Source organism: Psychromicrobium xiongbiense (genome assembly GCF_030271165.1).
Lineage (GTDB): Bacteria > Actinomycetota > Actinomycetes > Actinomycetales > Micrococcaceae > Renibacterium > Renibacterium xiongbiense.
Genome location: NZ_JASSZH010000024.1, coordinates 103,429 through 126,160, shown reverse-complemented (window position 1 = coordinate 126,160; position 22,732 = coordinate 103,429). Strand labels below are relative to the sequence as shown.

The window sequence follows — 22,732 nt, the reverse complement described above, 5'->3', positions numbered from 1 at the left end:
CAATATTGAGTATTACAATCTCCTGTATGACTGTCAACTCCGCCTATGACCCAGCCGGACGCCATCGTGGTGATATTGCAGATGGCGACATCCGGGCGCGGGTGCAACAACTCACCCTGCGCCAGCAGCGGTTCGAACGGTCGATTGCGAAGCGACTCGAGGTGGATGGGCACGGGCTCGAAGCCCTCGATCACCTCATCGCAACTGGCCCGCTCACCCCGACGGATCTTGCCCACCGGCTCGGAGTCTCGACGGCCGCGATGACGCTGGTACTCAACCGTCTGGAGGACTCGGGGCACGTGCGCCGTGAGCGGCACCCGAGCGACGGCCGCAAGCTTCTCGTCATCGCGAGTGAAGGGTCCTCTGACCAGGCTCAGCAGATGGTTCTGCCGCTCGTCGAAGGAGTTGAGGAGATCATCGCCTCGATGAGCGAGCAGGAGCGGGCGGCCACCGCAGGCTTCCTCGACGAGCTGATTCGGCTCTACGACCAGACGACGCCACCACCGAACTGAGCGTCACGGCGTCGTGGCTGGTCAGGGCGACTGTCGAAGCGCCGATCAGAGCGTTGGGAGCAGGCCCTTGGCTTCCTCGTGCGGCATCCGGGCGGCCTCCAGGATGTCCACCATGAGCGGGCGCAGAATCATGATCAGGGCCACTCCCTCCAGCCGCTCCACATGCAACAACCGGGGGTGGAGTGAGGAGGCCGCCTGGCTCAACTCGGAGCGGGCGTCGTGCACCGAAATGGTGCTGGCGCTCTGATCCCGTTCGGCCAGCCCCAGACCCAGCAGGTCTACGGCGGAGGCCGTCTCGGAGAGCACCTCCGCCAGGCCCTCCATGCCTGCATCGCTGAGCGCGGCGTTGTTGATGGCGCTGGTGAGTCTTCGGGCGAATACGCGGCTGTTACGCAAGGCGTAGTCGATATGTTCCACGGATTTCTCCAGGGATCCGATCTCGCCACGATATCTGCGGTAGACCGGAGATATCGTGGCGACCTCACCCGAGGACCGCAGGGTGCCACGCAGGGCATCCACCATCGGCTGGGAGCCGCGGGCCAGGACGAGAGCATGCCAGGCCTTGGTGGAATCGCCGGTTTCCAACGAGGCAGCGCATTCGCGCAGCACATCGGAGAGGGTGGAGAGCAGCCGTCGTACTTCGGTCTGTGGCTCGCGTCGTGGGTCCCGGGGGGTGAGCAGGGTGACCAGCAGAGCAAAACAGCCACCCACCACGGCATCGATGCTGCGGCTGTAGGGGCCGGCAGCCGGAGGGGCGAGGAAGATCACCAGCACGGATTGCAGGCCCAGTTGGGTGGCGAAGATTCCGCCGCTGTCCAGGAACCGGGCCAGCATGATGGAGGCGAAAAGCACCACCGCCGCCTGCCAGATGCCGGGACCGAAGCCGAACAGGACGAGCTCGCCCATCACAATGCCGAGGGTGCAGCCGAGCGACACCTCCAGGACTCTGCGGATACGGGCATCCCGGGAGAAGCCCAGGGCGATCAGCGAGGAGGTGGCCGCAAAAAGCGGACCGGCGTGACCGAGGACGAACTCGGCGAAGGAATAAGCGCAGATGGCGCAGATCGTCATCTGCAGGGCCGGGACGAAAGAGCGGGAACTGCGCCTTACCCCGAGGCGGAGCCGCGCGCTCAGAAACCGCCGCAGTGCCGGGACGCCGGTGCGGCGGATGACCGGGCTCCGCGGGACGGCATCGTGGCCCGGCAAGTCATGAGTGTGCGATGTCGATCCGCTGCTGCCGGGCATGGTCTAAGTCTAGGACGCTAGGGACCCAGACTGAGCTTGCGAAGCCTGGGAGCGTCCTGGACGCCAGGGGAGAGCCTCGGTAGACAGGATTGCCACCCGCGTATCGATGCCGCTCGGGCGATCACCGAATGTCCATGCGGAGTTAACCTTCCGTTCACCATGGCCGGTCCATCCCTTTACCTCAGCCCCCTAGCCTCGGTGAGGTAAATACACGCATCGCACTCGTCCGGCGGTCTCAGAGCTGAGTCAGTTTCGCCATCAGCCTGCCGGATCCCTGGAAGGGGTAACAACACGTGAAGGTTCTTCGCTACGGTAGCGTCGCGGCAGTTTTGGCCGTGGGCGCCCTTGCACTCTCCGCCTGCGGCGGTGGCTCCACTTCCGGTACCAGCGCCTCCGGTGGCGCCGGTGCTTCCACGGCCTCCGTGGACTACTCAAGCCTCTCAGGCACCATCACCGCTGGCGGATCGAGCGCCCAGGCCAACGCCCAGAACGCCTGGACCACCGCCTTCACCGCGCTGGCCAGCAACGTCAAGGTCAACTACGACAAGTCGCAGGGTTCTGGCGGTGGCGTCACCAACTTCCTCGCCAAGTCCTACGACTTCGCAGGCTCCGACGCAGCCCTCACCGCAGACCAGGCCACCAAGGCTCAGGCCGTGTGTGGCGCCGATGGCGCAGTGAACCTGCCGGTCTACCTTGACGGCGTCGCCATCATCTTCAACGTCAAGGGCGTCGACAAGCTGCAGCTTTCCGCTGACACGATCGCCAAGATCTTCAAGCAGCAGATCAAGACCTGGGACGATGCCGCCATCAAGGCGGACAACCCCGGCGCCACGCTGCCCTCCACCGCGATCACCACGGTGACCCGTTCTGACGGATCCGGCACCACCCAGAACTTCACCAACTACCTGAGCCAGGTCTCCCCCTCCGTATGGACCGACCCGGTCTCCAACAAGTGGCCGGTGGCCGGATCGTCCGCCCAGCAGGGTGGCTCCGGTGTGGTCAACACCGTCAAGGCCGGCGACGGAACTATCGGCTACGCCGATCACTCCGCCATCGGTACCGTGGCAGCTGCCTCGATCAAGGTTGGCGGCAAGGCCGTTGACTTCAGCGCCGACGGCGTGACCAAGGCGATCCAGGCCTCGGTGACCGCGGCTCCTTCCGGGGCCAAGGGCGATCTGTCCCAGAAGATCGACTACACCAAGCTGAGCACCGGCGACGCGTACCCGATCCCGCTGATCTCCTACGCCATCGCCTGCAACAAGTTCACTGACCCCAAGCAGGCTGCTCTGGTCAAGGCCTACCTCGGTTACGTGGCCAGCGATCAGGGCCAGAAGATCAGCGCCAAGAACGCTGGCTCCGCGCCTCTGCCGACCGATCTGGCGGCAAAGATCCAGGAGAGCCTGAAGGCCATCTCCTAGTTCTTCAGAACTGTCACCCTTGAGCCGCCCGAGCGACGCCAGTGTCACTCGGGCGGCTCAAGCGGTAGATTCCTCCAGGAGACCTGGCTCCCTGGGAGAGTCTGCAGGTCACCTCCGGCATCAACCCGAGCCCGAGCACTCAGAAAGCACGCTGTGAGTACTTCAACCACTGCCAGCCGACGACATACATCGGCGACCAAGGCCCGACCGGCCGACCGGATCTTCAAGTTCCTGGCCACCGCGGCCGCCTGGTCCATCATGGTGGTCCTGGCCGGTGTCGCCATCTTCCTGGTAGCCCGGGCACTCCCGGCATTGTTCACGAACTGGACCACCAATCCCAATCTGAACCGCGATTTCACCGCTGGATTCGCCAACTTCTGGGCGTACGTCGGCCCGCTGGCCTTCGGCACCATCTGGGCTTCCCTGCTGGCATTGGTCATGGCCACTCCGGTCGCCATCGGCATCGCCCTCTTCATCTCGCATTACAGCCCCCGCAAGCTGGCCAACGCGCTCGGCTACGTGGTAGACCTGCTGGCTGCCGTGCCTTCGGTGGTGTTCGGTCTCTGGGGCATCTTCGTGATGCGCGATTTCCTCAAGCCGCTGCAGCAGTGGCTCAACCACAATCTGGGCTGGATTCCGCTCTTCCAGGGCGAGGTCACCAGCACCGGATCCTCCATTCTGACCGGCGCCGTGGTGCTCGCCGTGATGATTCTGCCGATCATCACCTCGATCTCCCGTGAAATCTTCCTCCAGACTCCCAAGCTGCATGAAGAAGCCGCACTGGCGCTCGGTTCCACCCGCTGGGAAATGATCCGTCTGGCGGTCTTTCCCTACGCACGCTCCGGCGTCGTGAGCGCCATTCTGCTCGGCCTGGGCCGGGCAATGGGCGAGACGATGGCCCTGGCGATGATCATTTCGCCCGCCGTGATCGTCTCCTTCACCCTGGTCACCGAAGGCCAGAACCCGCAGACGGTCGCCGCCAACATCGCGCTCAACTTCCCGATTGCCACCGATGAGGGGCGCGCCGCGCTGATCGGAACCGGCCTGTTGCTGTTCGTCATCTCCTTCGCGGTGAACTTCGTAGCCCGGGCGATTGTGAATCGGCAGCCGAACTCGTCCAGGAAAAAGAAAAAGAGTCCGGCGACGGCCGCTGAGCTGCCTGGGGCGCACACCCTGGACGATGCCGCAGCCTCCCCGCTGGAGGCCCTCCACCCGCGCGTCCCGGCCGGTGAGAGCGCCGTCAGCATCACTGAAGTCACCGACGTCATCGAAGGAGCCTCGAAATGAGTACGCTCACCGATGCACCCTCCGGCACCCGGAGCAACACCCGCAACCGGCTGACCTCCGGCCAGCTGCCCCGACTCATCAACTGGTACACGATTGCCGGTTCGGTGGTGCTCTCCGCTGCCATCCTGAGTCTGCTCGGCTTCAACCTGGTCGGCTTCGTGGTGCTGGCCGCCGTGATCTACCTCGCGGGTATTTCGGTGATGTCGATCGTGGTGGAGAATCGCCGCCGGGCCATGGACCGTTTTGTCCGTGGGCTGATCGTGGTGTTCTTCCTGGTCGCGCTCGCCCCGCTGGTCTCCACCCTCTGGACGGTGCTGGCCAACGGCCTGGGCGTCATGAGCTGGGGCTTCATCACCAATGTGGGCGGCAAGGCCACGATCAATCCGGACACCCTGGAAGTGGTGCGTTCCTCCGGTGCTTGGCAGGCCATCGTCGGCACGCTGGAAATTACCGGTCTGGCCACGTTGTTTTCCGTGCCGATCGGCCTGATGACCGCCATCTACCTGGTCGAATACGCTCAGCCGGAGCAGTGGCTGCGCCGCACGGTCACCTTTCTGGTGGACGTGATGACCGGCATCCCGTCGATTGTGGCCGGTCTGTTCGCCTTCTCCTTGTTCACGCTGATCTTCGGCCCGAAGGCGTTCAGTGGCCTGTCCGCCTCGGTGGCGCTGTCCGTGCTGATGATCCCGATCGTGGTGCGCTCCAGCGAGGAGATGCTGCGCCTGGTTCCCACTGATCTGCGGGAAGCGTCCTACGCCCTGGGCGTGACCAAATTCGTGACCATCGTCAAGATCGTCATCCCCACCGCCATCGCGGGCATCGCCACGGGCGTGACCCTCGCCATTGCGCGCGTGATCGGTGAGACGGCCCCGATCTTCATCGCGGCAAGCTTCACCAACTCGCTCAACGTGAACCCCTTTGCGGACGCCATGCAGACGCTTCCTGTGATGGCGTACACCTCCTATAAGTTCCCGGACCAGAACCAGGCGCTCTCCCAGTCGGAGGCATGGGGTGCGGCGCTGCTGCTCATCATCCTGGTCATCATCCTCAATCTTGCGGCCCGTCTGGTCGCCATGATCTTCGCTCCGAAGTCGAGCCGGTAAGGCGGAAAACCACCATGTCTAAGAGTGTTTCGGTCAAGGACCTCAACGTCTACTACAGCGATTTCCTGGCGGTGGAGGGTGTGTCCATGGACATCGCCCCCCGCTCCGTCACGGCGTTCATCGGTCCTTCCGGCTGTGGCAAGTCCACCTTTCTGCGCACCTTGAACCGCATGCATGAGGTGATTCCGGGTGCCCATGTGAAGGGTGAAGTGCTGGTGGACGGCGACGATCTCTACGCCCCCGGGGTTGACCCGGTGACGGTGCGCCGCCAGATCGGGATGGTGTTCCAGCGGGCCAATCCGTTCCCCACCATGTCCATCCGGGACAACGTGCTGGCCGGCGTGCGGCTGAACAACAAGCGGATCTCCAAGTCTGATGCCACGGATCTGGTGGAGAAGTCGCTGCAGGGGGCGAACCTCTGGAACGAGGTCAAGGACCGTCTGGACAAACCCGGGATGGGCCTCTCCGGTGGTCAGCAGCAGCGTCTGTGCATTGCGCGGGCCATTGCGGTGGAGCCGCAGGTGCTGCTGATGGACGAGCCATGTTCCGCACTGGATCCGATTTCCACGCTGGCCGTGGAAGATCTGATCAACGAGCTCAAAGAGACCTACACCGTGGTGATTGTGACGCACAATATGCAGCAGGCTGCCCGCGTCTCCGACAAAACGGCGTTCTTCAACATCGCCGGGACCGGTAAGCCGGGCAAGCTCATCGAATATGCGGACACCACCACGATCTTCAACAATCCTGCCGTCAAGGCGACCGAGGATTACGTCTCCGGCCGGTTCGGGTAACTATCGGGGCCCTCCCGTGGTGTCGACTTCGTCGCCACGACGGGGCCCTCGCGCCCCGCTCTATCGGGGCGCTCGCGGGCGTTAAGCGTTAAATCAGGGGGGAGAGGGCCAGATAGAAGATCGCCGCACCCAGCGCGCAGACCACAGGGGTCAGCAGCCAGTTGCTCACGATCTTCAGCGTCAGCCGCCAGTTGGCAGCCATCAGCCGGTGCGTGGTCCCGACGCCGATCACGGACGCCGTCGTCAATTGTGTGGTAGCCAGCGGAAGGTGAAGCGCGATGCCGCCCAGCAGCAACATGGTCGCGCTGACCACCTGCGAGACCAGGCCGCGGAGCGGGTCCACCCGGACCAGCCGTTCGGAGAGCATATAGCTGATCCGCCAGCCGCCCAGCAACGTTCCGGCACAGAGGAATACCCCGGCCAGGACCGTGAAGACCCAGAGCAGCGAACCGGTCGCGGGGACGCCGACGGCGATAAACGCGAACACCATCAGGGCCGCCACACGCGATCCGTCCTGCAGGCCATGACCGAAGGCAACCGCCGTGGTGGCCACCGCCTGCGCCCGGCGGAAGCGCCGATTGATGCTGTTGGGCTGGGCATAGCGGGAGAGCCACATGACCGGGTAGACCAGCAGGTAGCTCAGCACAAAGGCCAGGATCGGCGAAATCAGCAGCGGGAGCACGACCACCACAACCAGCGTGTCACCCAGACCCACCATGGGCGGGTAACCTTTGAGCAGAGAGGCTCCGGCTGCCCCGGCGATGCCGCCGATCAGGCCGTGGGTCGAGGAGGAGGGGTAGCCGATCCGCCACTGCCAGGCACCCCAGATGGACGCTGCCAGAAAGGCGCCCAGCAGAATGGTCAGACCCTCCGGCCCGGCACGCAGCACGAACAGCTGATCGTGCAGACTCAGTGCGAACCCCCCGCTGAGCGCCGCTCCCAGAAGATTGAATGCTCCCGCGAGAACGACGGCGACGGTGGGCGTGAGTGCCCGGGTGCGCACGGCGAGGGCCACCGCGGCGGAGGCGTCCCGGACCCCGTTGAGTACGGTGAAGGCAGCCGCAAGCAGGCAGACTACCACCAGGAGGGCGAGAGCCACCTCAGGATTCCTTGACGATAATGCTGCCCACCCTGGTGGCGAGCTGTTGAAAATCGCGCGTGATGGCCACCAACTGGTCGGCAAAATCCCGATGCTTGATGTAGCTGGAGGGTTTGACGTCCTGCAGCAGCTCTGAAATATAGACCCGGTGGGTATGCTCGGCGCGTTTGGCCAGGCGGAGCACCTCCAGCCAGTAGTCTTCCAGGCCGTCCAGGTCGTCCAGCGAACGCATCGCCTGCACCGTCAGCTCTGACTGGCGGGCGATGACCTCGAGCTGTTCGGTGGCCCGGCGGTGAATCCTCCCGATCTTGTAGAGCGTCAGGAGCTCCGCGGCGCCGTCGAGCTTGGCCATCGCTTCGTGGAGAAAGCGGGAGAGCGCGTAAAGGTCCTCGCGGGGTAGCGGGTTGATGAAGCTGGTGCGCATATGCGTCAAGAGTGCGTAGTGCAGGGAGGCGGATTCGGCCTCACGGTCACGGATCTGCGCCGCAAGATGCGGGTAATCCTCCACGCCGGTGCCAAAGATTTCGGAGAGGATGTCCACGGCCGCGACAAGCTGTTGAGCCATTTCAGCAAGAATGGTCAGCCCGGCACGCTCCTGGGGGAACAGCCTCAACGTCACGTGGTTTCCTAGCGCTGTCGGAAAAAGGCGGGGACCCGAGCCTCGGAAACAGTCTAAAGCACGGTACGGAGGGCCTCCTTTTGCCCTGCGCATGGACCAGGGCAGCCGCATCGGGGCATAAAAATGGTGCCGAACCGGGAGCGCCTCTCGGCGTAAGGCCGCTCGAAGCGGCTAAATGTTGGAGCCCGGGGGTTCCGCAGTTCGACACCGATCTCAGTCTTGCGCCTTCACGGGACCATGTCAACGTGGGTCATGCGCCGGGAGGTGCGCGATGCCGTTCAGTCGAGTTCTCCCCGGCGCCAGGCTTCGGCGGAATATTCGAGGTCCTCCGCGGTCTTGACCAGGCGCTGAGCGCTGTGAGTGAGTTTGCTGGCGTGCGCCTGATTGCTGTGCTCGCGCTGATCCGCCACCCGGGTCTGGCCCAGAGCCACCACCCGGCAGAAGGCTGCGGTGCGCTCCAGCGCGACGTCGAAGTCGCCATCGAACGCTCCGGAGAGGATGGCATCCGCCATGGTGGTCAGCTCGGCAGCTCCGGGCGGCTCAGCGACGCCAGCCACCACATGGGAGACCTGGGCTGTGTCCTTGCCTGCGGTGAAGTAGACCGCGATGCGTTCCGGGTCCTGGAGGGTGGCGGCGCGCAGGGCGTAGAGCCGCCAGAGTGCGCCCGGCAGTGAACGGGCCGGGCTCTCCGCCCACATCTCGGCGATAGCCTCGAGGCCCTGCTGGTCGGCCAGGCTGACCAGTCGTGCGGTGACCTCCGGGTCGTCGCTTTCCCGGCCGTGGCGGACCAGCGCCTGGGCAGCGAGGTGCGCTGCTTCGGAGACGCGCGCAGGGTCGGCTCCGCCCGCGAAGGGCTCAAAGTCGATGGGGGCCAGCGGAACTGGCTTATGCGGGCGGGGCGCGTCGTCACTCATGCCTTGACCATACTCCGGCCCCGTGATGCGGTCGAGGAAATCGGCCACTTGGTGCCCGCACGGGGCGGCGATTTTGTGGTGATCCGGGGACGGTGTTGTAAGGTAATACAGTCGTTTGAACGGTGCCCATGGGGCGTTTCGCTGAACGATGGGGGCCTTTAGCTCAGATGGTAGAGCATCGGACTTTTAATCCGTGGGTCGTGGGTTCGATCCCCACAGGGCCCACCACTGAAACCGCTGGTCAGCGGTGTTGCGCTTCATTCCGTCGGCTCACCCGGCGGCTCAGTTCCGAGCCCAGCATGCCCAGGAAGACGACATCGAACACCAGCGCCGATGACACCAACACCCGCGCAAGCTGCCCCGTCGGGTGGATGTCCCCGTAGCCTGCGGTCGTCATGGTGGTGAGCGTGAAGTACAGCGCGTCGATGCGCGTGCTGATGCCGTCGAACTGGCCCGGAAAATGAACCGCGACGACGTAGAACACGACGCTGAAGGCGATCACCACGGTGATCAGAAGGTTGATCAGACGGAACAGACGTGCGCCGCGCAGGATCATCCGGACCAGCGCAGCCAGAAACAGCAGGGCTGCCGCGATCGCGACGACGATCAACCAGGATCCCGTCCCATCCTGCAGATCGAGTGGAACGGCCAGGAACAGCACGGCCACGGCCACCGAGGCGATCACGAGGACGGCCGTCTCGATGCGACGGGCCTTCTGACGCACCTCGGACGTAGATTTCACGTTCCCAGCCTACGGGGCGAGGTCCTGGCGCTGCCCGCGGCACGCGCGGCGGGGGGCTCGACTCACTATCCAGGTCTAGCATCCAGCACCTGCCCGCCGAACCTGCGCACTGCGCGCCAGATGTTCCAACACCGTGGCTGTGACATCCCACTCCATGCACGCGTCCGTGACGCTCTGGCCGTACACCAGCTCAGCGGTGCCGGCTGCGACGTCGTCGACGTTGAGGTTCTGCGCCCCGCCTACCAGGAAGCTTTCCAGCATGACCCCGGCGATGGCCTCGGCCGCGGCACCGCCGGCCTCCAGCTGCGCACCGATCTCCAGCGCCACCTCCGCCTGACGGTGGTGATTCTTGCCGGAGTTGGCATGGCTGGCATCCACCATCAGCCGCGGGTTCAGCCCGGCCGCAGTCAGCCTGGCGGAGGCGGCTGCGACGTCATCGACCGCGTAGTTGGGACCCTTACGCCCGCCGCGGAGGATCAGGTGCGTGTCCGGGTTGCCGGAGGTGGTCACCAGCGCGGCCCGGCCCTCGCCGTCGATGCCGAGGAAGGACTGCGCTGCGCTGGCCGCGGAGCAGGCGTCGATCGCCACTTGGAGATCGCCATCGGTGCCATTCTTGAACCCGATGGGCATGGACAGGCCGGAGGAGAGCTGGCGGTGGATCTGGCTCTCCGTGGTGCGCGCCCCGATGGCACCCCAGGTCACCAGGTCCGCCGTGTACTGCGGGCTGATCGGCTCGAGGAACTCGGTTCCCGCCGGCAGCCCTAGCGCCGCCACCTGCAGCAGGAACTCGCGTGCCATCCGCAGGCCACTGGCGACATCGTGGCTGCCGTCCAGATGCGGATCGTTGATCAGGCCCTTCCAGCCCACGGTGGTGCGCGGCTTCTCGAAGTAGGCACGCATCACGATGAGCAGATCTTCCTGATGGCGCTCCGCCTCGCGGGCCAGTCGACGGGCGTACTCCAGGCCAGCCTGGGGATCATGAATCGAACACGGGCCGACGATCACCAGCAGGCGATCGTCCACCCCGTCCATGATGGCGCGGACCTGGTCCCGACCGCGTTCGACGACGGCGCTCACGGCCTCGGTCAGCGGCAGCTCGGCCGCCAGCTCCGACGGTGCTGGTAGGGGAGTGAACTCGCTGACCCGCAGATTGGCGGTGGACGGGATCTGCTGGGCGGCCTGGGCGGCAAGGGTGGTGTTCACGGGGTGCTTCCTGTTGCTGGGCGGAGCGGGCCCTGATCAGAACCCGCCGGATACGACGAAGGGCAGAGAATGATCTCTGCCCTGTTGGCTCTGAAGGTGTGTGGATGCGTGTCAGCTAGACGCGGGCCCCTCCAGAGCCAACGAAAAATACGCATACCAACGGTTAGTCATAGCCACACCCTAAGCCCACTTTTATCGGCCGGGCAAATCCGCGTTCTCACCCCACCCGGGCATGACGACGGGTGACGGCTGTGACCAGCAGCATGACCGCCATCGCCATCATGGCACCAAGCACTGTCTCCACAATCCGATCCGCCAGCAGCCCTCCCAGATCCACCGGTCCGCCGAAATATGACAGTGCGAGCGCCATCGGCGTGATGAACAGCAGCGCCGCCCAGTAGCGCTGGGTCAGCAGCATCTGTGCCAACCCCTCACAAAGCACGATGGCGGCCACCACCACAGCAGGATCGGGTGACCAGAACAGCAGCGCACCGCTCAGCAGGAGGCCGCCCACCGTCCCCACCACCCGGTTCCAGGCCCGGGCAAAGGTCTGCGGCGCCCGTGGCGGTGGCAGGACGGCCACCACGGTCACAATCGCCCAATAGGTGTGTCCCAGGCCGAAGGCGAGGGCCAGGCTTCCGGCTGCCACCACCGCCAGGACGTATTCCGCCACCGACACCCAGACCCTGCGGTCCAGCAGCGCCGCCAGATCCACCACGGGCTCCCGCCGGAGTTCCTTGAACAGCAGCTGGACCCCCGGATGCTGCGCGTTCCAGCGCCGCAGTGCCCAACGGATCGACCAGCCGGAGAGGCCCAGCAACACCGACAGCACCGCCACCGCAGCACCGACGCCGATCCGCGGCCAGGCCTCCTCCACGGTGGTCGGCATCTGCGCGCAGACCAGCATGCCGAAGGTCTGAAACACCGGGGTGGGCGGGTGCAGCTGGAAGACCGCACCCAGCAGCAGTCCGCTGACCACCAGCAGAAGCAGTGCGGGGACCATCAACTCCAGCGGACGACCCAGTGCCGCGACGCTGACTCCCAGGAAGATGCCAAGGACCATGGTGAACGCTGCTACCAGCAGCGAACGGATCCGCACCCGGTACCGCTCGTTGGAGCCGTAGATGGCAGTGAAGGAGCCAAAGACGGCGTAGGCCGCCAGATCCAGCCGGTGCATCGCCAACAGCACCACCAGCGGTATCGCTACCGACACCGCCGCCCGGAATCCCACTTCCGCAGTTTGCAACGTGCCGCCCAAAGTCGCCTTCATGGCAGCTCTCCTCCCCAGGATGTTGCTGATGATCGTACGGAGTATGCCCGGAGACGACGATCGCCCCGGAACCTGCGTCCCGGAGCGATTATCGTCGATCAGAGCGAGGCTCAGGGCACCAGACGCGCCGCTCCGGTCGCAGCAGAGGTAGCCATCTGCGCGTAGAGCCGCAGCGCAGCACTGATCGGGCGGACCCGATCCGTGGGCGTCCAGGGCTTCTCGCGCTGAAGCATCTTCTCCCGACGCTCCTCAAGCACGGCGTCATCGACGTCAATGGTGATCGCGCGGGTGTGCACGTTGATGGTGATCTGGTCCCCATCCTCAATCAGCGCGATGGCACCGCCCGCCGCAGCCTCGGGGGAGACGTGGCCCACCGAGATGCCGGAGCTGCCGCCGGAGAAGCGGCCGTCCGTGATGAGCGCGCAGACCGTGCCCAGCTTCCGGCCCTTCAGGAAGGAAGTCGGGTAGAGCATCTCCTGCATGCCGGGGCCACCGGAGGGGCCCTCGTAGCGGATCACGACGACGTGCCCCGGCTGGACGGTCTTGTCCAGAATCTTCTGCACAGCCTCATCCTGGGATTCCATGACGATCGCGGTGCCGCTGAACTCGAACAATGCCGGATCGATGCCGGCGGTCTTGATGATGGCGCCATCGGGGGCCAGGTTGCCCTTGAGGACGGCCAGGCCGCCATCCTTCGTGTAGGCGTGCTCGATGTCGCGAATGCAGCCTGCGGCGGCATCGACGTCCGGCGTGGCCCACTGGTTGGAGGTGGAGAACGCCTCGGTGGTGCGCACATTGCCCGGTGCCGCGCGGAAAAGCTCCACAGCGGTCTCGGAGGCCTTGCCGCCGCGGATGTCCCATTCGTCCAGCCAGCTCTGCAGATCCTCGGAGTGGATCGAGGTGACGTTCTGGTGGAGCAGGCCGCCGCGGTTCAGCTCGCCGAGGATCGCGGGGATGCCGCCGGCCCGGTGCACGTCTTCCATGTGGAAATCGGGGTGGTTGGGCGCCACTTTGCTCAGGCAGGGCACCCGGCGGCTGATCTGGTCGATGTCGTCCTGCGTGAAGTCGACGCCACCTTCCACGGCTGCGGCGAGCAGGTGCAGCACCGTATTGGTGGAGCCGCCCATCGCCATGTCCAGCGCCATCGCGTTCTCGAAGGCATCCCGGCTCGCGATGGAGAGCGGTGCGACGGAATCGTCTTCTTCCTCGTAGTACTTCCGGCAGAGCTCGACGATGGTCCGCCCGGCTTCGAGGAACAGCTCGCGACGTGCGGAGTGGGTGGCGAGCGTGCTGCCGTTACCCGGCAGGGACAGGCCCAGGGCCTCGGTGAGGCAGTTCATCGAGTTGGCGGTGAACATGCCGGAGCAGGAGCCACAGGTGGGGCAGGCCAGCTTTTCGATGGCCAGCAGTTCCTCATCAGTGACCGAATCGTCGGCAGAGGCATTGATGGCGGTCACCAGATTGGCAAAGCCGCCGTTGGTGAGCTGGCCCGAGACGTCCTTGCCGGACTCCATCGGCCCGCCGGAGACGAAGACCACCGGGATGTTCAGCCGGAAGGCTGCCAGCAGCATGCCGGGGGTGATCTTGTCGCAGTTGGAGATGCAGACCAGGGCGTCGGCGCAGTGTGCGTTGACCATGTACTCCACGGAATCCGCGATGAGCTCCCGGGAGGGCAGCGAGTAGAGCATGCCCGCGTGACCCATGGCGATGCCGTCATCGACCGCAATGGTGTTGAACTCCTTGGAGACGCCGCCAGCCTCCTTGATGGCGCCCGCCACCAGATCGCCCATGTTTTTCAGGTGCACGTGGCCGGGCACAAACTGCGTGTACGAGTTGGCGATGGCGATGATCGGCTTCCCGAAGTCGGAATCCGTCATGCCGGTGGCCCGCCAGAGCGAGCGGGCACCCGCCATCGTACGGCCGTGGGTGCTGGTGCGGGAACGCAAGGGCCGGCTCATGCCTCAACCTCTTTCAGGACAGATGTTTTCCGGGCTTCGCGGCCGAGGTGCCCAGAGCGGGCTGGTACAGGGTCGAAAAGCACTCCTCTACTCTATGGACGGCAAAATTGCCAGACCAAATCGTGTTCACCACGTGGGCGTTTATTGCTCGTTGCCCTCCGTTCCCTTCCCAACAGCGTAGAAGGGAAGGAAAGGAGGAGGGGAAGCGGACGATGACGTCAGCGGGTGGCTTCTTCGAGCAGCTCCAGAATGTGCCGGTAGGGCTTGCCGGTGGCCCGGCTCATCCCCAGCTCGCAGGTGCGATTGGTCGAGGCATAGGCAGTGAACTCCCGGGCGCCGATCTCCGCAGCCTCACGCTCCGTCGCGGAGGCGGTCAGCTCCGGGTGGAGCAGCCCACGGTCCCCGGCGAATGCGCAGCACCCCCAGTCCAGCGGGGTGTAGACCTCCCCGGCTACCGCAGCCGCCAGCGCGGACAGATCGCCAGTGGTGCCCAGCTGGGTGGAGGAGCAGGTGGGATGCAGTGCCACGGAATCCAGCGTGCGGTGAACGGTCAGCCCGGGGAGCACCCGCTCGCGGACAAAGGTCACTGCGTCCACAAACTGTAGCTGGCTGAACTCGCCTCCCGCGCGGGCGGCCACCGCCTGCATGGTCTCCAGCCCCTCGGTGCAGGAGGCGGCATCGCAGATCACCGGAAGCCGTTCAGAACTCCCCGGAACCTCCGTGGCGGCCAGCAGTGCAGGCAGCACCAACGCGGTCATCCGCTGGTACCCGTCCAGGAATCCCTTGGACTTCCAGGGTGTCCCGCAGCAGAAATCCGCCGTACGATCGGCCACCCGCACCGGGACCCCGGCCCGTTCGCAGAGGGCCAGGAAAGCTGCGCCCGCGCCCAGACCGGGTTCTCCGGAGGGAGAGGCTTCCGGCCCGAACATGGTGCCGATGCAGGCCGGGAAGAACACCGCTGCAGGCTCAGAAGCAGAAGAAGCCTCGACGGCAGCAGACGAGGAGAACGAACGGCGAGGCTGTCCGCCGCCGGGCAGGGCGGCATGGTACTCGGGGAGCAGGTCCTTGCTCACGATGCCGCGCCCCAGCGTCGTCACGCCCCTCACCAGCGGCGCGGGCAGCGCCTCCGCCACGCTCAGGGCCACCCCGCCGAGCTCCGAGACCGCTCCCCAGTGGCCTGCGGCCACCTTCCACGCCGCCCCGGCCAGGGGCCCAGCCTGCTCCGCGCGCAGCCGACGTACCAGGTCCCCGGTATTGATCCCGACCGGGCAGGACCCCTGGCACATGCCGTCCACCGCGCAGGTCTGCACGCCTTCGTACTCGTAATCCCGCCGCAGTTCCCCGGCCAGCTCCGTGTCCCCGGCCTGCTCTGCGGCCCGGATATCCCGCCGCAGTACAATCCGTTGCCGGGGCGTGAGTGTCACGTCCTTGGAGGGGCAGGCGGGCTCGCAGTAGCCACACTCGACGCAGCGATCCACCTCCGACTCCACCGTCTCCGCGGTTTTCACATGGTGCAGGTACGACTCGGGATCATCGGAGAGCAGCACCCCGGGGTTGAGTAGCCCCGCCGGGTCAAAGAGTTCCTTGATCCGGCACATCACGGCGTACAGCTCATCGCCGTACTGACGGCGGACAAAGGGCGCCATGATGCGTCCGGTACCGTGCTCGGCCTTCAGCGATCCGCCCCGGGAGAGGATCAGCTCCACCATGTCATCGGTGAAGCGCCGGTAGCGGTCCGTGTTCTGCTCCGAATCGAAGCGTTCCGAGAGCATGAAGTGGATGTTGCCGTCCTTGGCATGGCCAAAGATCACGCTGTTCTTATAGCCGTGCTTGTCGAACAGCTCAATCAGCCGCTCGCAGGTCTCACCCAGCGCGGCCACCGGGACCACCACATCCTCCAGCAGTGCTGTGGTTCCGGAGGCCCGGGCGCCAGCCACTGCCGTGTACAGGCCCTTGCGCAGATGCCAGAGCGCCGCGCGTTCGCCCGGATCCGAGGTCATGGCCAACGGAACATCCAGCTCCAGCGCATCCAGAACGGGCCGCGCCTCGCTGACCAGGGCGGTGGCCTTCTCCGCCGTGGAGGCGGCGTATTCAATCAGCAGAGCCGCCTGGCTCACGATACTGATCGCTGCCAGATCGGCCGGGCAGTCCGGTAGCGTCTGGGCCACTTTCAGCGAGGTGGCGTCCATCAGCTCGATGGTCGCCGGGGCGGTGGCAACCAGGGCGGGCAGTGCTGCCGTCGCCGCGGCCAGATCGGGGAACATCGCCAGGCCGGTGACCGTGGCGGTGTAGAGCGGGACGGTGCGGAAGGTGGCGGAGGCGATGAAGCCCAGCGTTCCCTCACTGCCCACCATCAGGTGCTCCAGGATCTTCACCGGCTCGGTGAAATCCACCAGCGAGTTCACGCCGTAGCCCATGGTGTTCTTGAGCGAGAAGAGCGCAGCGATCCGGGCCAGAGACTCCGGGTTGGCACGGACGCGCTCGCGCAGTTCCACCAGCCCGGCGTAGAGTGCCGGTTCGCGGTCGCGCAGCTGGGCGTCGGCATCCTCCGCTGAAGTATCCAGCACGGTGCCGCTGGGCAGCACCACCACCAGGGATTCCACCGTCCGGTAGGTGTTCTGCTCGGTTCCGCAGGCCATGCCGGAGGAGTTGTTGGCCACGACGCCGCCGATGGTGCAGGCCACTTCGCTGGCGGGGTCGGGCCCGAGTTTGCGCCCGTGGCGGGCCAGCTGGGCATTGACCGAACGCACCGTGGCGCCGGGCTGGACGCGGACCCGTGCGCCGTCGTCGAGCACCGTGATCCCGCGGAAATTCCGCCGGGTGTCGGCCAGCAGGCCATCCGTCACGCCCTGGCCGCTCAGGCTGGTGCCACCCGAGCGGAAGGTCAGCGGCAGGCCGTCATCGGACGCCCGGGCCAGCAGATCCACGATCTCCTGCACGCTGCCGGGAGTGGCCACGGCCTGCGGGATCAGCAGGTAGTGCGAGGCGTCGTGGGCGGCAGCATGCCGGTCGATGGCCCTGGCAGAAAGGGCCTGAACGGAGTGGGCCTGAACGGAGTGGGCTGGAGCGGAGTGGGCTGGAGCAGAAACAGGCGCATTCATGAGGAGGCCTTCCCGGAGGTGTCAGGGGTGTGGTGATGCACCGCGACGTAGGTGCTCCAGAGCGCGCTCATCGTGTTCTCGTAATTGGCCTGTGCCACCCCCACCAGCAGACAGTCCACCACCATCAGCTGTGCGATGCGGCTCCCGAAAGCGCCGGAGCGGAAGCCGCTCTCCCGGGCGGCCGTGGTGAGCACGATGTCGGCCGCCTGGGCCAGCGGCGAGGAGTCGAAGTTGGTCAGGGCGATGGTGGCGGCTCCGGCCTGGCGGGCGACTTCCAGGAACTCGATCACGTCCGCGGTGGTGCCGCTGTGTGAAATGCCCAGGGCGACGCAGTCGGCGTCGAGCGTGGCGGCGGAGGTCCGGGCCGAGTGGGCATCGGGCCAGTGCAGGGCCGTGCGCCCGATCCGGATCAGTTTCTGTTGCAGATCCAGACCCACAAAGGAGCTTGCGCCCACTCCGAAGCAGTCGAGTCGGCGGGAGCGGCCGATCAGCTCGATGGCCCGGGCCAGGGCCTCCCGGTCGAGCACCTTGGCGGTATCCACCAGGGATACCGTCTCGTTGTGGGCGATTTTGGCGATCACCTCATCGAGGGTGTCATTGCGGTCGATGTCGCCAGTGACCGGTGCGTCCACCGGCGAGGCGAGGTGCTCCCGGGTGGCCTCCCGGGTCAGGTCCAGCCGCAGATCCTTATAGTGCGCGTAGCCCATGCGCTGGTAGAAGCGCACCACCGAAGTGGTGGAGGTGGAGCAGCGGGCGGCCAGTTCCGCGACCGAGAGGTTGGCATTTCCCGCTGGATTGTCCAGCAGAAGCTGGGCGATCCGCTGTTCCGAGGGGCGCAGGCTGGGTACGGCGGCCCGGATGCGCACCAGGATGGTGCGGGCGTCCCGCTCAGGGGTCTGCCCGGGGCTTTCAGGCTCAGAACCGTTGGTCACTCAGTCAGAGTAGCGCGTGCTCCGGTGAGTCCGGCGTCACATTCCGGAAATTAGTTACACAAAGGAAACCTGCGGTGTACTTTTATGACCTAGCCTTGATCGCAGATGCTCCGGGGACGGGTGGTTGCCATCGCGGCTCAGAGCGTCACCGCCCACTCGCAAGGAGAAACCCATGTCACCACGATCCCGCGTCACCCGGGTGGCTGTGGCGGCCGTCAGCATTGCTGTCGCCGCTTCACTCGCACTCACGGCCTGCGGCGGCTCCACCCCAGCGCCCGCCACCACCGCGACGGTGGGAGGCGACCTGGTGGTCGGCGTCACCGCAGACCCGAACACCCTGCTGCCCTGGAAAGCCACCCAGTTCCAGGCGATCAACATCCTCCAGAACATTTACGGCACGCTGACCGAATTCGATAAGGACCTCAATGTGGTCCCCGGTCTGGCCGAGTCCTGGAAGACCTCCGATGACGGCAAGACCGTCACCTTCTCTCTCCGCTCCGGAGTGACCTTCGCCAATGGCGCCCCGTTCACCTCCGCCGATGTCACCTCCTCGTTGGGCAAGATCCAGTTGGAGGCCACGGCCGCCGTCGCCCGCACCTCGCTTTCCTCGGTAGCGTCCATGGACGCGCCGGATGCCAAGACCGTGGTGCTGCATCTCAAGGCCCCGGACGCATCGCTGCCGGCCAACCTGGCCTCGGTGAACATGGCGATCCTTTCCGCCGCTGATACCGATGCCACGCTCACCGATAAGCCCAATGGCACCGGCCCGTACTCCTTCAAGGCCCGGGTGCCCAGCCAGTCGCTGAGCCTGGTCCGCAACGCCAGCTACTGGGGCGCCAAACCCGGCCTGGACAGCGTGGAATTCCGCGTCATCCCCGATCAGAACTCGATCGTCTCCGCCATGCAGTCCGGCAATGTGCAGATGGCCACCTTCGATGATCCGCTGGTGGCCAAGACTGCGGAAGGCCCCAATGTCACGGTGGCGAAGACCCCGCAGCTGAGCTACCACACGCTGCAGCTGAACGCGAAGAAGGGTGATCTGACGGATGTGAACGTCCGGCTCGCCATCCAGTGCGCCATCGACCGTAAGCAGGTCCTGGACACTGCGGCACTGGGTGAAGGCTCCGTCGTCGGGCCGATCACCTCCCCGGCCTACCTCTCGGATCCCAACTCCCGGCCCTGTCCCACCCGGGACCTGGCCAAGGCCGCCGACTACCTGAAGAAGGCCGGTAAGACCTCCGTCACCCTGAAGACCATCGTCTCCCAGGGGGAATACGCCACCTCGGTCAATGAAGCTCAGAACCTCAAGAGCCAGCTTGCCGAGGCCCATATCACCCTGAACCTGGAGGTGCTCGAATCCGGCACCTACGTCAACCGCTGGGTGGCCGCCGACTTCGATGCCGCCGTCGCGCTCAACGGTGGGCGCCCGGACCCGGACGGCATGTACGGGCGCTACTTCACCAGCACCGGCAACCTCAATAAGGTGGCGGGTTACAGCTCACCGGAACTCGACGCCCTCTTCGCGCAGGGCAAGGCGACCACCGATGTGGCTGCTCGCAAGGACATCTACAAGAAGGTCTCCGACAATCTGGAGAACAACGCGGCATGGATCTGGCTGTTCTCCAGCTACACCTACACAGCCACCCTGAGCTCGGTCCACGGCTTCGTCCCGATGGCGAACCAGTCCCTGCAGTTCCTGCGGACCACCTCGGTGACCAAGTAACAGTGAGCGCCGTAGTCAACTTCGTACGCAGTAACGGCGCCGTCCGGAAAATCGGCGGCGCCGTGCTGACCCTGCTGGGCGTGGCGATCATCGTCTTCATCATGCTCCGCGCCATCCCCGGCAACCAGATCACCGCAGGGCTGGGTACCGAGGCTGCGGCACTCACTCCCGCCCAGCAGGAGGCGCTCAAGCGCTACTACGGACTGGACCAGCCGCTGGTGGTCCAGTTCTTCTCCTGGCTGGGCAACCTCTTCACCGGCAACCTCGGGTACTCCGCACGGAACCAGGACAGCGTGCTGGATCTGACCGCCAAAGCGCTGCCGGTCACGGCAGAGCTGGCGATCTTTTCGATCCTGCTGGCCCTGGCCATCGGCATTCCGCTCGGCATGCTCTCTGCCTCCGCCAGGCAGGGGGTCGGCGCGGTGCTGAGCAAGGTGGTCGGCCTGGCCGGGTTGTCCGTTCCGGCCTTCCTGCTGGCCACCAGCATGTTGTCCCTGTCCGCATCGAACTGGGGCTTCAACCCGAACGGCAAACCCTTCGCCGCTCTCTGGGTGGACCCGGGGCTGAACCTCCAGCAGCTGCTCATGCCCGCCCTGGTGCTCGGATTCGGCATCGCCGCGCCCATCATGCGCACCACCACTACTGCCGTCCTGGAGGTCCGTTCGCAGGACTTTGTCCGCACCGCCCGGGCCAAGGGTGTGCCGCCGCGCAGACTGGCGGTCAGACACGTCCTGGGCAACGCGCTGGTGCCCATCGTCACGATGACCGGCCTCCAGTTCGGCTACCTGCTGGGAGGTGCCGTGGTCGTGGAACAGATCTTCTCGATTCCCGGCATCGGCCGCCAGGTCCTGCTGGGCATCCAACAGAAGGAGTACGCCCTCGTGCAAAGCACCGTGCTGGTGATCGCGCTGGCCTTTGTGGTGGTCAATCTGCTCACCGATCTGCTCTACCGTGCCATCGACCCGCGGGTGCGTGCCCGATGAGCACCGAAGCCCTCACCGTTCTTCCCGGTGCGGCCCAGGGGGGCGTACGCTGGCGGGCCCTGCTGCGGAACCCGAGCGGCGTCATCGGACTCGTCATCGTGGTGATTCTGGGCGTGGCCGCCCTGCTGTCGGCGTGTGGCTGGCTGCCCTATGACCCGGTGGCGCAGAACGCACCGGCGCGGCTGCAGGGCCCCTCCGGGGCGCACTGGTTCGGCACCGACCAGTTTGGCCGGGACGTCTTCTCCCGAGTGGCGGCCGGCATCGCCAATTCGGCGCTGATCGCGATCGTCGCAGTGGCCTTCGCCACCGTGGTGGGCACGCTCGGCGGGGTGGCGGCCGGGTTCATCCGCGGCATCCCGGACGCGGTGATCAGCGCGGTCACCAATGTGCTCTTTGCCTTCCCACCGCTGCTACTGGCACTCGCGCTCGCCTCGGTCTTCGACAGAAACTGGTTCACCATCGCGGTGGCGATTGCCGTGGTCTACGTGCCGATCTTCATCCGGGTGACCCGGGGGCCGGTCCTGTCGCTGCGGGAAATCGACTTCGTCAAGGCGGCGGTCACCACGGGCGCCTCCCGGGCGTCCATCATGTTCCGCCATGTGCTGCCCAACATCACCTCGATCATCATCGTCCAGGTCACCCTCTCGCTCTCCTGGGCGATTCTGACCGAGGCCTCGCTGAGCTTCCTGGGGCTGGGCGCGCCACCTCCGGCGCCATCGCTCGGTGCCATGATTTTCGATGCGCGGACTCTGCTGCAGATCGCACCGTGGACCATGGTGGCCCCCGGGGTGGTTGTGGTGTTGTTAGTGGTGGCACTGAACCTGTTGGGCGACGGCCTGCGCGATGTACTGGACCCACGAAATCGAGGAAAAGCATGAGCCTGAGTTCTGAAGAGATCACGACGCTGACCGGACTGTCCACCGAGGCAGCGGACGATCGCTACTCCGGGATCGACCGGATGAGCGTGGCGGAACTCGCAGCGACCATGAACCAGGCGGACGCTTCCGTCCCGGCTGCCGTGGAGCGTGCGCTACCGAGCATTGTCCCCGCGATTGAGGCGGCGGCAGAGCGGATGGAACGCGGCGGCCGGCTGATCTACGTGGGTGCAGGCAGCCCCGGGCGGATCGGGATTCTGGATGCCTCGGAATGCCCGCCCACCTACGGCACCTCACCGGAGACGGTGTTCGCCATTATGGCCGGCGGCACGGATGCCTTCGTCACCCCGATTGAGGGCGCGGAGGATGACGCCCTGGCCGGGGCGGCGGAGATCGATGCGGCCGGCGTCGGCCCGCTGGACACCGTGGTGGGGATCGCCGCCAGCGGACGCACCCCCTTTGTGGTGGCGGCGGTGAGCCGGGCCCGCGAATTGGGGGCGGCCGCCGTCGGGCTCTCCTGCAATCCGGGCTCCGCACTGAGCGCCTCCGCCGAATATCCCATTGAGGTGGTGGTGGGGCCGGAGGTGGTCAGCGGCTCCACCCGACTGAAGGCCGGCACCGCACAGAAACTGGTGCTGAACATGTTCTCCACCATCGTGATGGTGCGCCTCGGCAAGACTTACGGGAACCTCATGGTGGACGTCAAAGCCACCAACCTGAAACTGGTGGAGCGGGCTGCCCGCATTGTCTGCACCATCACGGGAGTCTCCCGCGAGCAGGGAATCGCTGCGCTGGAAGCCAATGACTTCTCGGTCAAACGGGCTGTGGTGCAGATTCGACTCGGCGTGGACGCCGGGGAGACGGAGACGCTGATGGCCCGGGCGGGCGGCCGGTTGCGGCGCGCGCTGGGTGAAGATGTGGATCCCGATGTCGGGGAGAGCACCTCATGAGGAT

General features: G+C 65.8%; 19 protein-coding genes and 1 tRNA gene. 10 read left to right on the top strand and 10 right to left on the bottom strand.

Going from position 1 to position 22,732, the window contains the following annotated elements; genetic code table 11:
* Nucleotides 1-26: 26 nt before the first annotated feature.
* On the top strand, nucleotides 27-512 hold the full coding sequence (locus QQM37_RS09870; protein WP_285727026.1) for a MarR family winged helix-turn-helix transcriptional regulator: 486 nt from the start codon (nucleotides 27-29) through the stop codon (nucleotides 510-512).
* 45 nt (nucleotides 513-557) lie between these two features.
* Here the strand turns inward: QQM37_RS09870 and QQM37_RS09865 are convergent, their stop codons facing one another.
* A complete protein-coding gene (locus tag QQM37_RS09865; protein ID WP_285727024.1) occupies nucleotides 558-1,757 on the bottom strand; it encodes an FUSC family protein in 1,200 nt (399 codons plus the stop codon).
* 293 nt (nucleotides 1,758-2,050) lie between these two features.
* Here QQM37_RS09865 and pstS point away from each other — a divergent pair, with 293 nt between their 5' ends.
* From pstS to pstB, 4 genes are all read left to right on the top strand, one after another.
* Nucleotides 2,051-3,175, top strand: a complete 1,125-nt coding sequence (gene pstS, locus QQM37_RS09860; protein WP_285727022.1) for a phosphate ABC transporter substrate-binding protein PstS — start codon at nucleotides 2,051-2,053, stop codon at nucleotides 3,173-3,175.
* A gap of 153 nt (nucleotides 3,176-3,328) precedes the next feature.
* Nucleotides 3,329-4,462: a phosphate ABC transporter permease subunit PstC gene (gene pstC / locus QQM37_RS09855; RefSeq protein ID WP_285727020.1), complete on the top strand. Its 1,134-nt coding sequence runs from the start codon at nucleotides 3,329-3,331 to the stop codon at nucleotides 4,460-4,462.
* Nucleotides 4,459-5,565 carry a phosphate ABC transporter permease PstA gene (pstA, locus tag QQM37_RS09850; protein ID WP_285727018.1) on the top strand — a complete coding sequence of 369 codons (1,107 nt, stop codon included), beginning with the start codon at nucleotides 4,459-4,461 and terminating at the stop codon, nucleotides 5,563-5,565. The genes pstC and pstA overlap by 4 nt, the downstream gene beginning before the upstream one ends.
* A 14-nt stretch (nucleotides 5,566-5,579) precedes the next feature.
* Nucleotides 5,580-6,359 (top strand): phosphate ABC transporter ATP-binding protein PstB, encoded by a 780-nt coding sequence (gene pstB, locus QQM37_RS09845; RefSeq protein ID WP_285727016.1) that lies wholly within the window; start codon nucleotides 5,580-5,582, stop codon nucleotides 6,357-6,359.
* Between the two features lie 88 nt (nucleotides 6,360-6,447).
* On the opposite strand, the gene QQM37_RS09840 is transcribed toward pstB, so the two are convergent.
* The 3 genes from QQM37_RS09840 to QQM37_RS09830 form a co-directional block, all read right to left on the bottom strand.
* Entirely contained in the window at nucleotides 6,448-7,458 is a 1,011-nt protein-coding gene (locus tag QQM37_RS09840) for an inorganic phosphate transporter (RefSeq protein ID WP_285727014.1), read from the bottom strand.
* 1 nt (nucleotide 7,459) lies between these two features.
* Entirely contained in the window at nucleotides 7,460-8,077 is a 618-nt protein-coding gene (locus QQM37_RS09835; protein WP_285727011.1) for a DUF47 domain-containing protein, read from the bottom strand.
* Between the two features lie 278 nt (nucleotides 8,078-8,355).
* Complete coding sequence (locus tag QQM37_RS09830) at nucleotides 8,356-8,991, bottom strand: hypothetical protein (RefSeq protein ID WP_285727010.1); 636 nt, start codon at nucleotides 8,989-8,991, stop codon at nucleotides 8,356-8,358.
* Between the two features lie 152 nt (nucleotides 8,992-9,143).
* Here QQM37_RS09830 and QQM37_RS09825 point away from each other — a divergent pair.
* A tRNA-Lys gene (locus tag QQM37_RS09825) sits at nucleotides 9,144-9,219 on the top strand.
* Between the two features lie 13 nt (nucleotides 9,220-9,232).
* On the opposite strand, the gene QQM37_RS09820 is transcribed toward QQM37_RS09825, so the two are convergent.
* The 6 genes from QQM37_RS09820 to QQM37_RS09795 form a co-directional block, all read right to left on the bottom strand.
* Nucleotides 9,233-9,733 carry a potassium channel family protein gene (locus QQM37_RS09820; protein WP_285727008.1) on the bottom strand — a complete coding sequence of 167 codons (501 nt, stop codon included), beginning with the start codon at nucleotides 9,731-9,733 and terminating at the stop codon, nucleotides 9,233-9,235.
* 75 nt (nucleotides 9,734-9,808) lie between these two features.
* Nucleotides 9,809-10,936 carry a 3-deoxy-7-phosphoheptulonate synthase gene (locus QQM37_RS09815; protein ID WP_285727006.1) on the bottom strand — a complete coding sequence of 376 codons (1,128 nt, stop codon included), beginning with the start codon at nucleotides 10,934-10,936 and terminating at the stop codon, nucleotides 9,809-9,811.
* Nucleotides 10,937-11,153: 217 nt separating this feature from the next.
* Complete coding sequence (locus QQM37_RS09810; RefSeq protein ID WP_285727005.1) at nucleotides 11,154-12,206, bottom strand: FUSC family protein; 1,053 nt, start codon at nucleotides 12,204-12,206, stop codon at nucleotides 11,154-11,156.
* 110 nt (nucleotides 12,207-12,316) lie between these two features.
* Nucleotides 12,317-14,164: a dihydroxy-acid dehydratase gene (gene ilvD, locus QQM37_RS09805; RefSeq protein WP_285727003.1), complete on the bottom strand. Its 1,848-nt coding sequence runs from the start codon at nucleotides 14,162-14,164 to the stop codon at nucleotides 12,317-12,319.
* 218 nt (nucleotides 14,165-14,382) lie between these two features.
* A complete protein-coding gene (locus tag QQM37_RS09800) occupies nucleotides 14,383-17,265 on the bottom strand; it encodes an FAD-binding and (Fe-S)-binding domain-containing protein (RefSeq protein WP_285727001.1) in 2,883 nt (960 codons plus the stop codon).
* On the bottom strand, nucleotides 17,262-18,197 hold the full coding sequence (locus QQM37_RS09795; protein WP_285726999.1) for a MurR/RpiR family transcriptional regulator: 936 nt from the start codon (nucleotides 18,195-18,197) through the stop codon (nucleotides 17,262-17,264). The genes QQM37_RS09800 and QQM37_RS09795 overlap by 4 nt, the downstream gene beginning before the upstream one ends.
* 172 nt (nucleotides 18,198-18,369) lie before the next feature.
* Here QQM37_RS09795 and QQM37_RS09790 point away from each other — a divergent pair, with 172 nt between their 5' ends.
* From QQM37_RS09790 to murQ, 4 genes are read left to right on the top strand one after another with little or no spacing between them, the layout of a single operon-like run.
* A complete protein-coding gene (locus QQM37_RS09790) occupies nucleotides 18,370-19,920 on the top strand; it encodes an ABC transporter substrate-binding protein (RefSeq protein WP_285726997.1) in 1,551 nt (516 codons plus the stop codon).
* Between the two features lie 2 nt (nucleotides 19,921-19,922).
* Nucleotides 19,923-20,903 carry an ABC transporter permease gene (locus QQM37_RS09785; protein WP_285726995.1) on the top strand — a complete coding sequence of 327 codons (981 nt, stop codon included), beginning with the start codon at nucleotides 19,923-19,925 and terminating at the stop codon, nucleotides 20,901-20,903.
* The gene (locus tag QQM37_RS09780; protein WP_285726993.1) at nucleotides 20,900-21,781 is read left to right on the top strand and encodes an ABC transporter permease; all 882 of its coding nucleotides are present in this window, start codon (nucleotides 20,900-20,902) and stop codon (nucleotides 21,779-21,781) included. Before QQM37_RS09785 ends, QQM37_RS09780 begins: the two co-directional genes overlap by 4 nt.
* Nucleotides 21,778-22,728, top strand: coding sequence for an N-acetylmuramic acid 6-phosphate etherase (murQ, locus tag QQM37_RS09775; RefSeq protein ID WP_285726991.1), 951 nt, complete (start codon nucleotides 21,778-21,780; stop codon nucleotides 22,726-22,728). The genes QQM37_RS09780 and murQ overlap by 4 nt, the downstream gene beginning before the upstream one ends.
* Nucleotides 22,729-22,732: the final 4 nt, after the last annotated feature.

Bases quoted from the DNA above. Each gene is read 5' to 3' on its own strand.
- QQM37_RS09870 (WP_285727026.1), top strand. From the start codon at position 27: ATGACTGTCAACTCCGCCTATGACCCAGCCGGACGCCATCGTGGTGAT.
- QQM37_RS09865 (WP_285727024.1), bottom strand. From the start codon at position 1,757: ATGCCCGGCAGCAGCGGATCGACATCGCACACTCATGACTTGCCGGGC.
- pstA (WP_285727018.1), top strand. From the start codon at position 4,459: ATGAGTACGCTCACCGATGCACCCTCCGGCACCCGGAGCAACACCCGC.
- pstB (WP_285727016.1), top strand. From the start codon at position 5,580: ATGTCTAAGAGTGTTTCGGTCAAGGACCTCAACGTCTACTACAGCGAT.
- QQM37_RS09830 (WP_285727010.1), bottom strand. From the start codon at position 8,991: ATGAGTGACGACGCGCCCCGCCCGCATAAGCCAGTTCCGCTGGCCCCC.
- QQM37_RS09810 (WP_285727005.1), bottom strand. From the start codon at position 12,206: ATGAAGGCGACTTTGGGCGGCACGTTGCAAACTGCGGAAGTGGGATTC.
- ilvD (WP_285727003.1), bottom strand. From the start codon at position 14,164: ATGAGCCGGCCCTTGCGTTCCCGCACCAGCACCCACGGCCGTACGATG.
- QQM37_RS09800 (WP_285727001.1), bottom strand. From the start codon at position 17,265: ATGAATGCGCCTGTTTCTGCTCCAGCCCACTCCGCTCCAGCCCACTCC.
- QQM37_RS09790 (WP_285726997.1), top strand. From the start codon at position 18,370: ATGTCACCACGATCCCGCGTCACCCGGGTGGCTGTGGCGGCCGTCAGC.
- QQM37_RS09780 (WP_285726993.1), top strand. From the start codon at position 20,900: ATGAGCACCGAAGCCCTCACCGTTCTTCCCGGTGCGGCCCAGGGGGGC.
- murQ (WP_285726991.1), top strand. From the start codon at position 21,778: ATGAGCCTGAGTTCTGAAGAGATCACGACGCTGACCGGACTGTCCACC.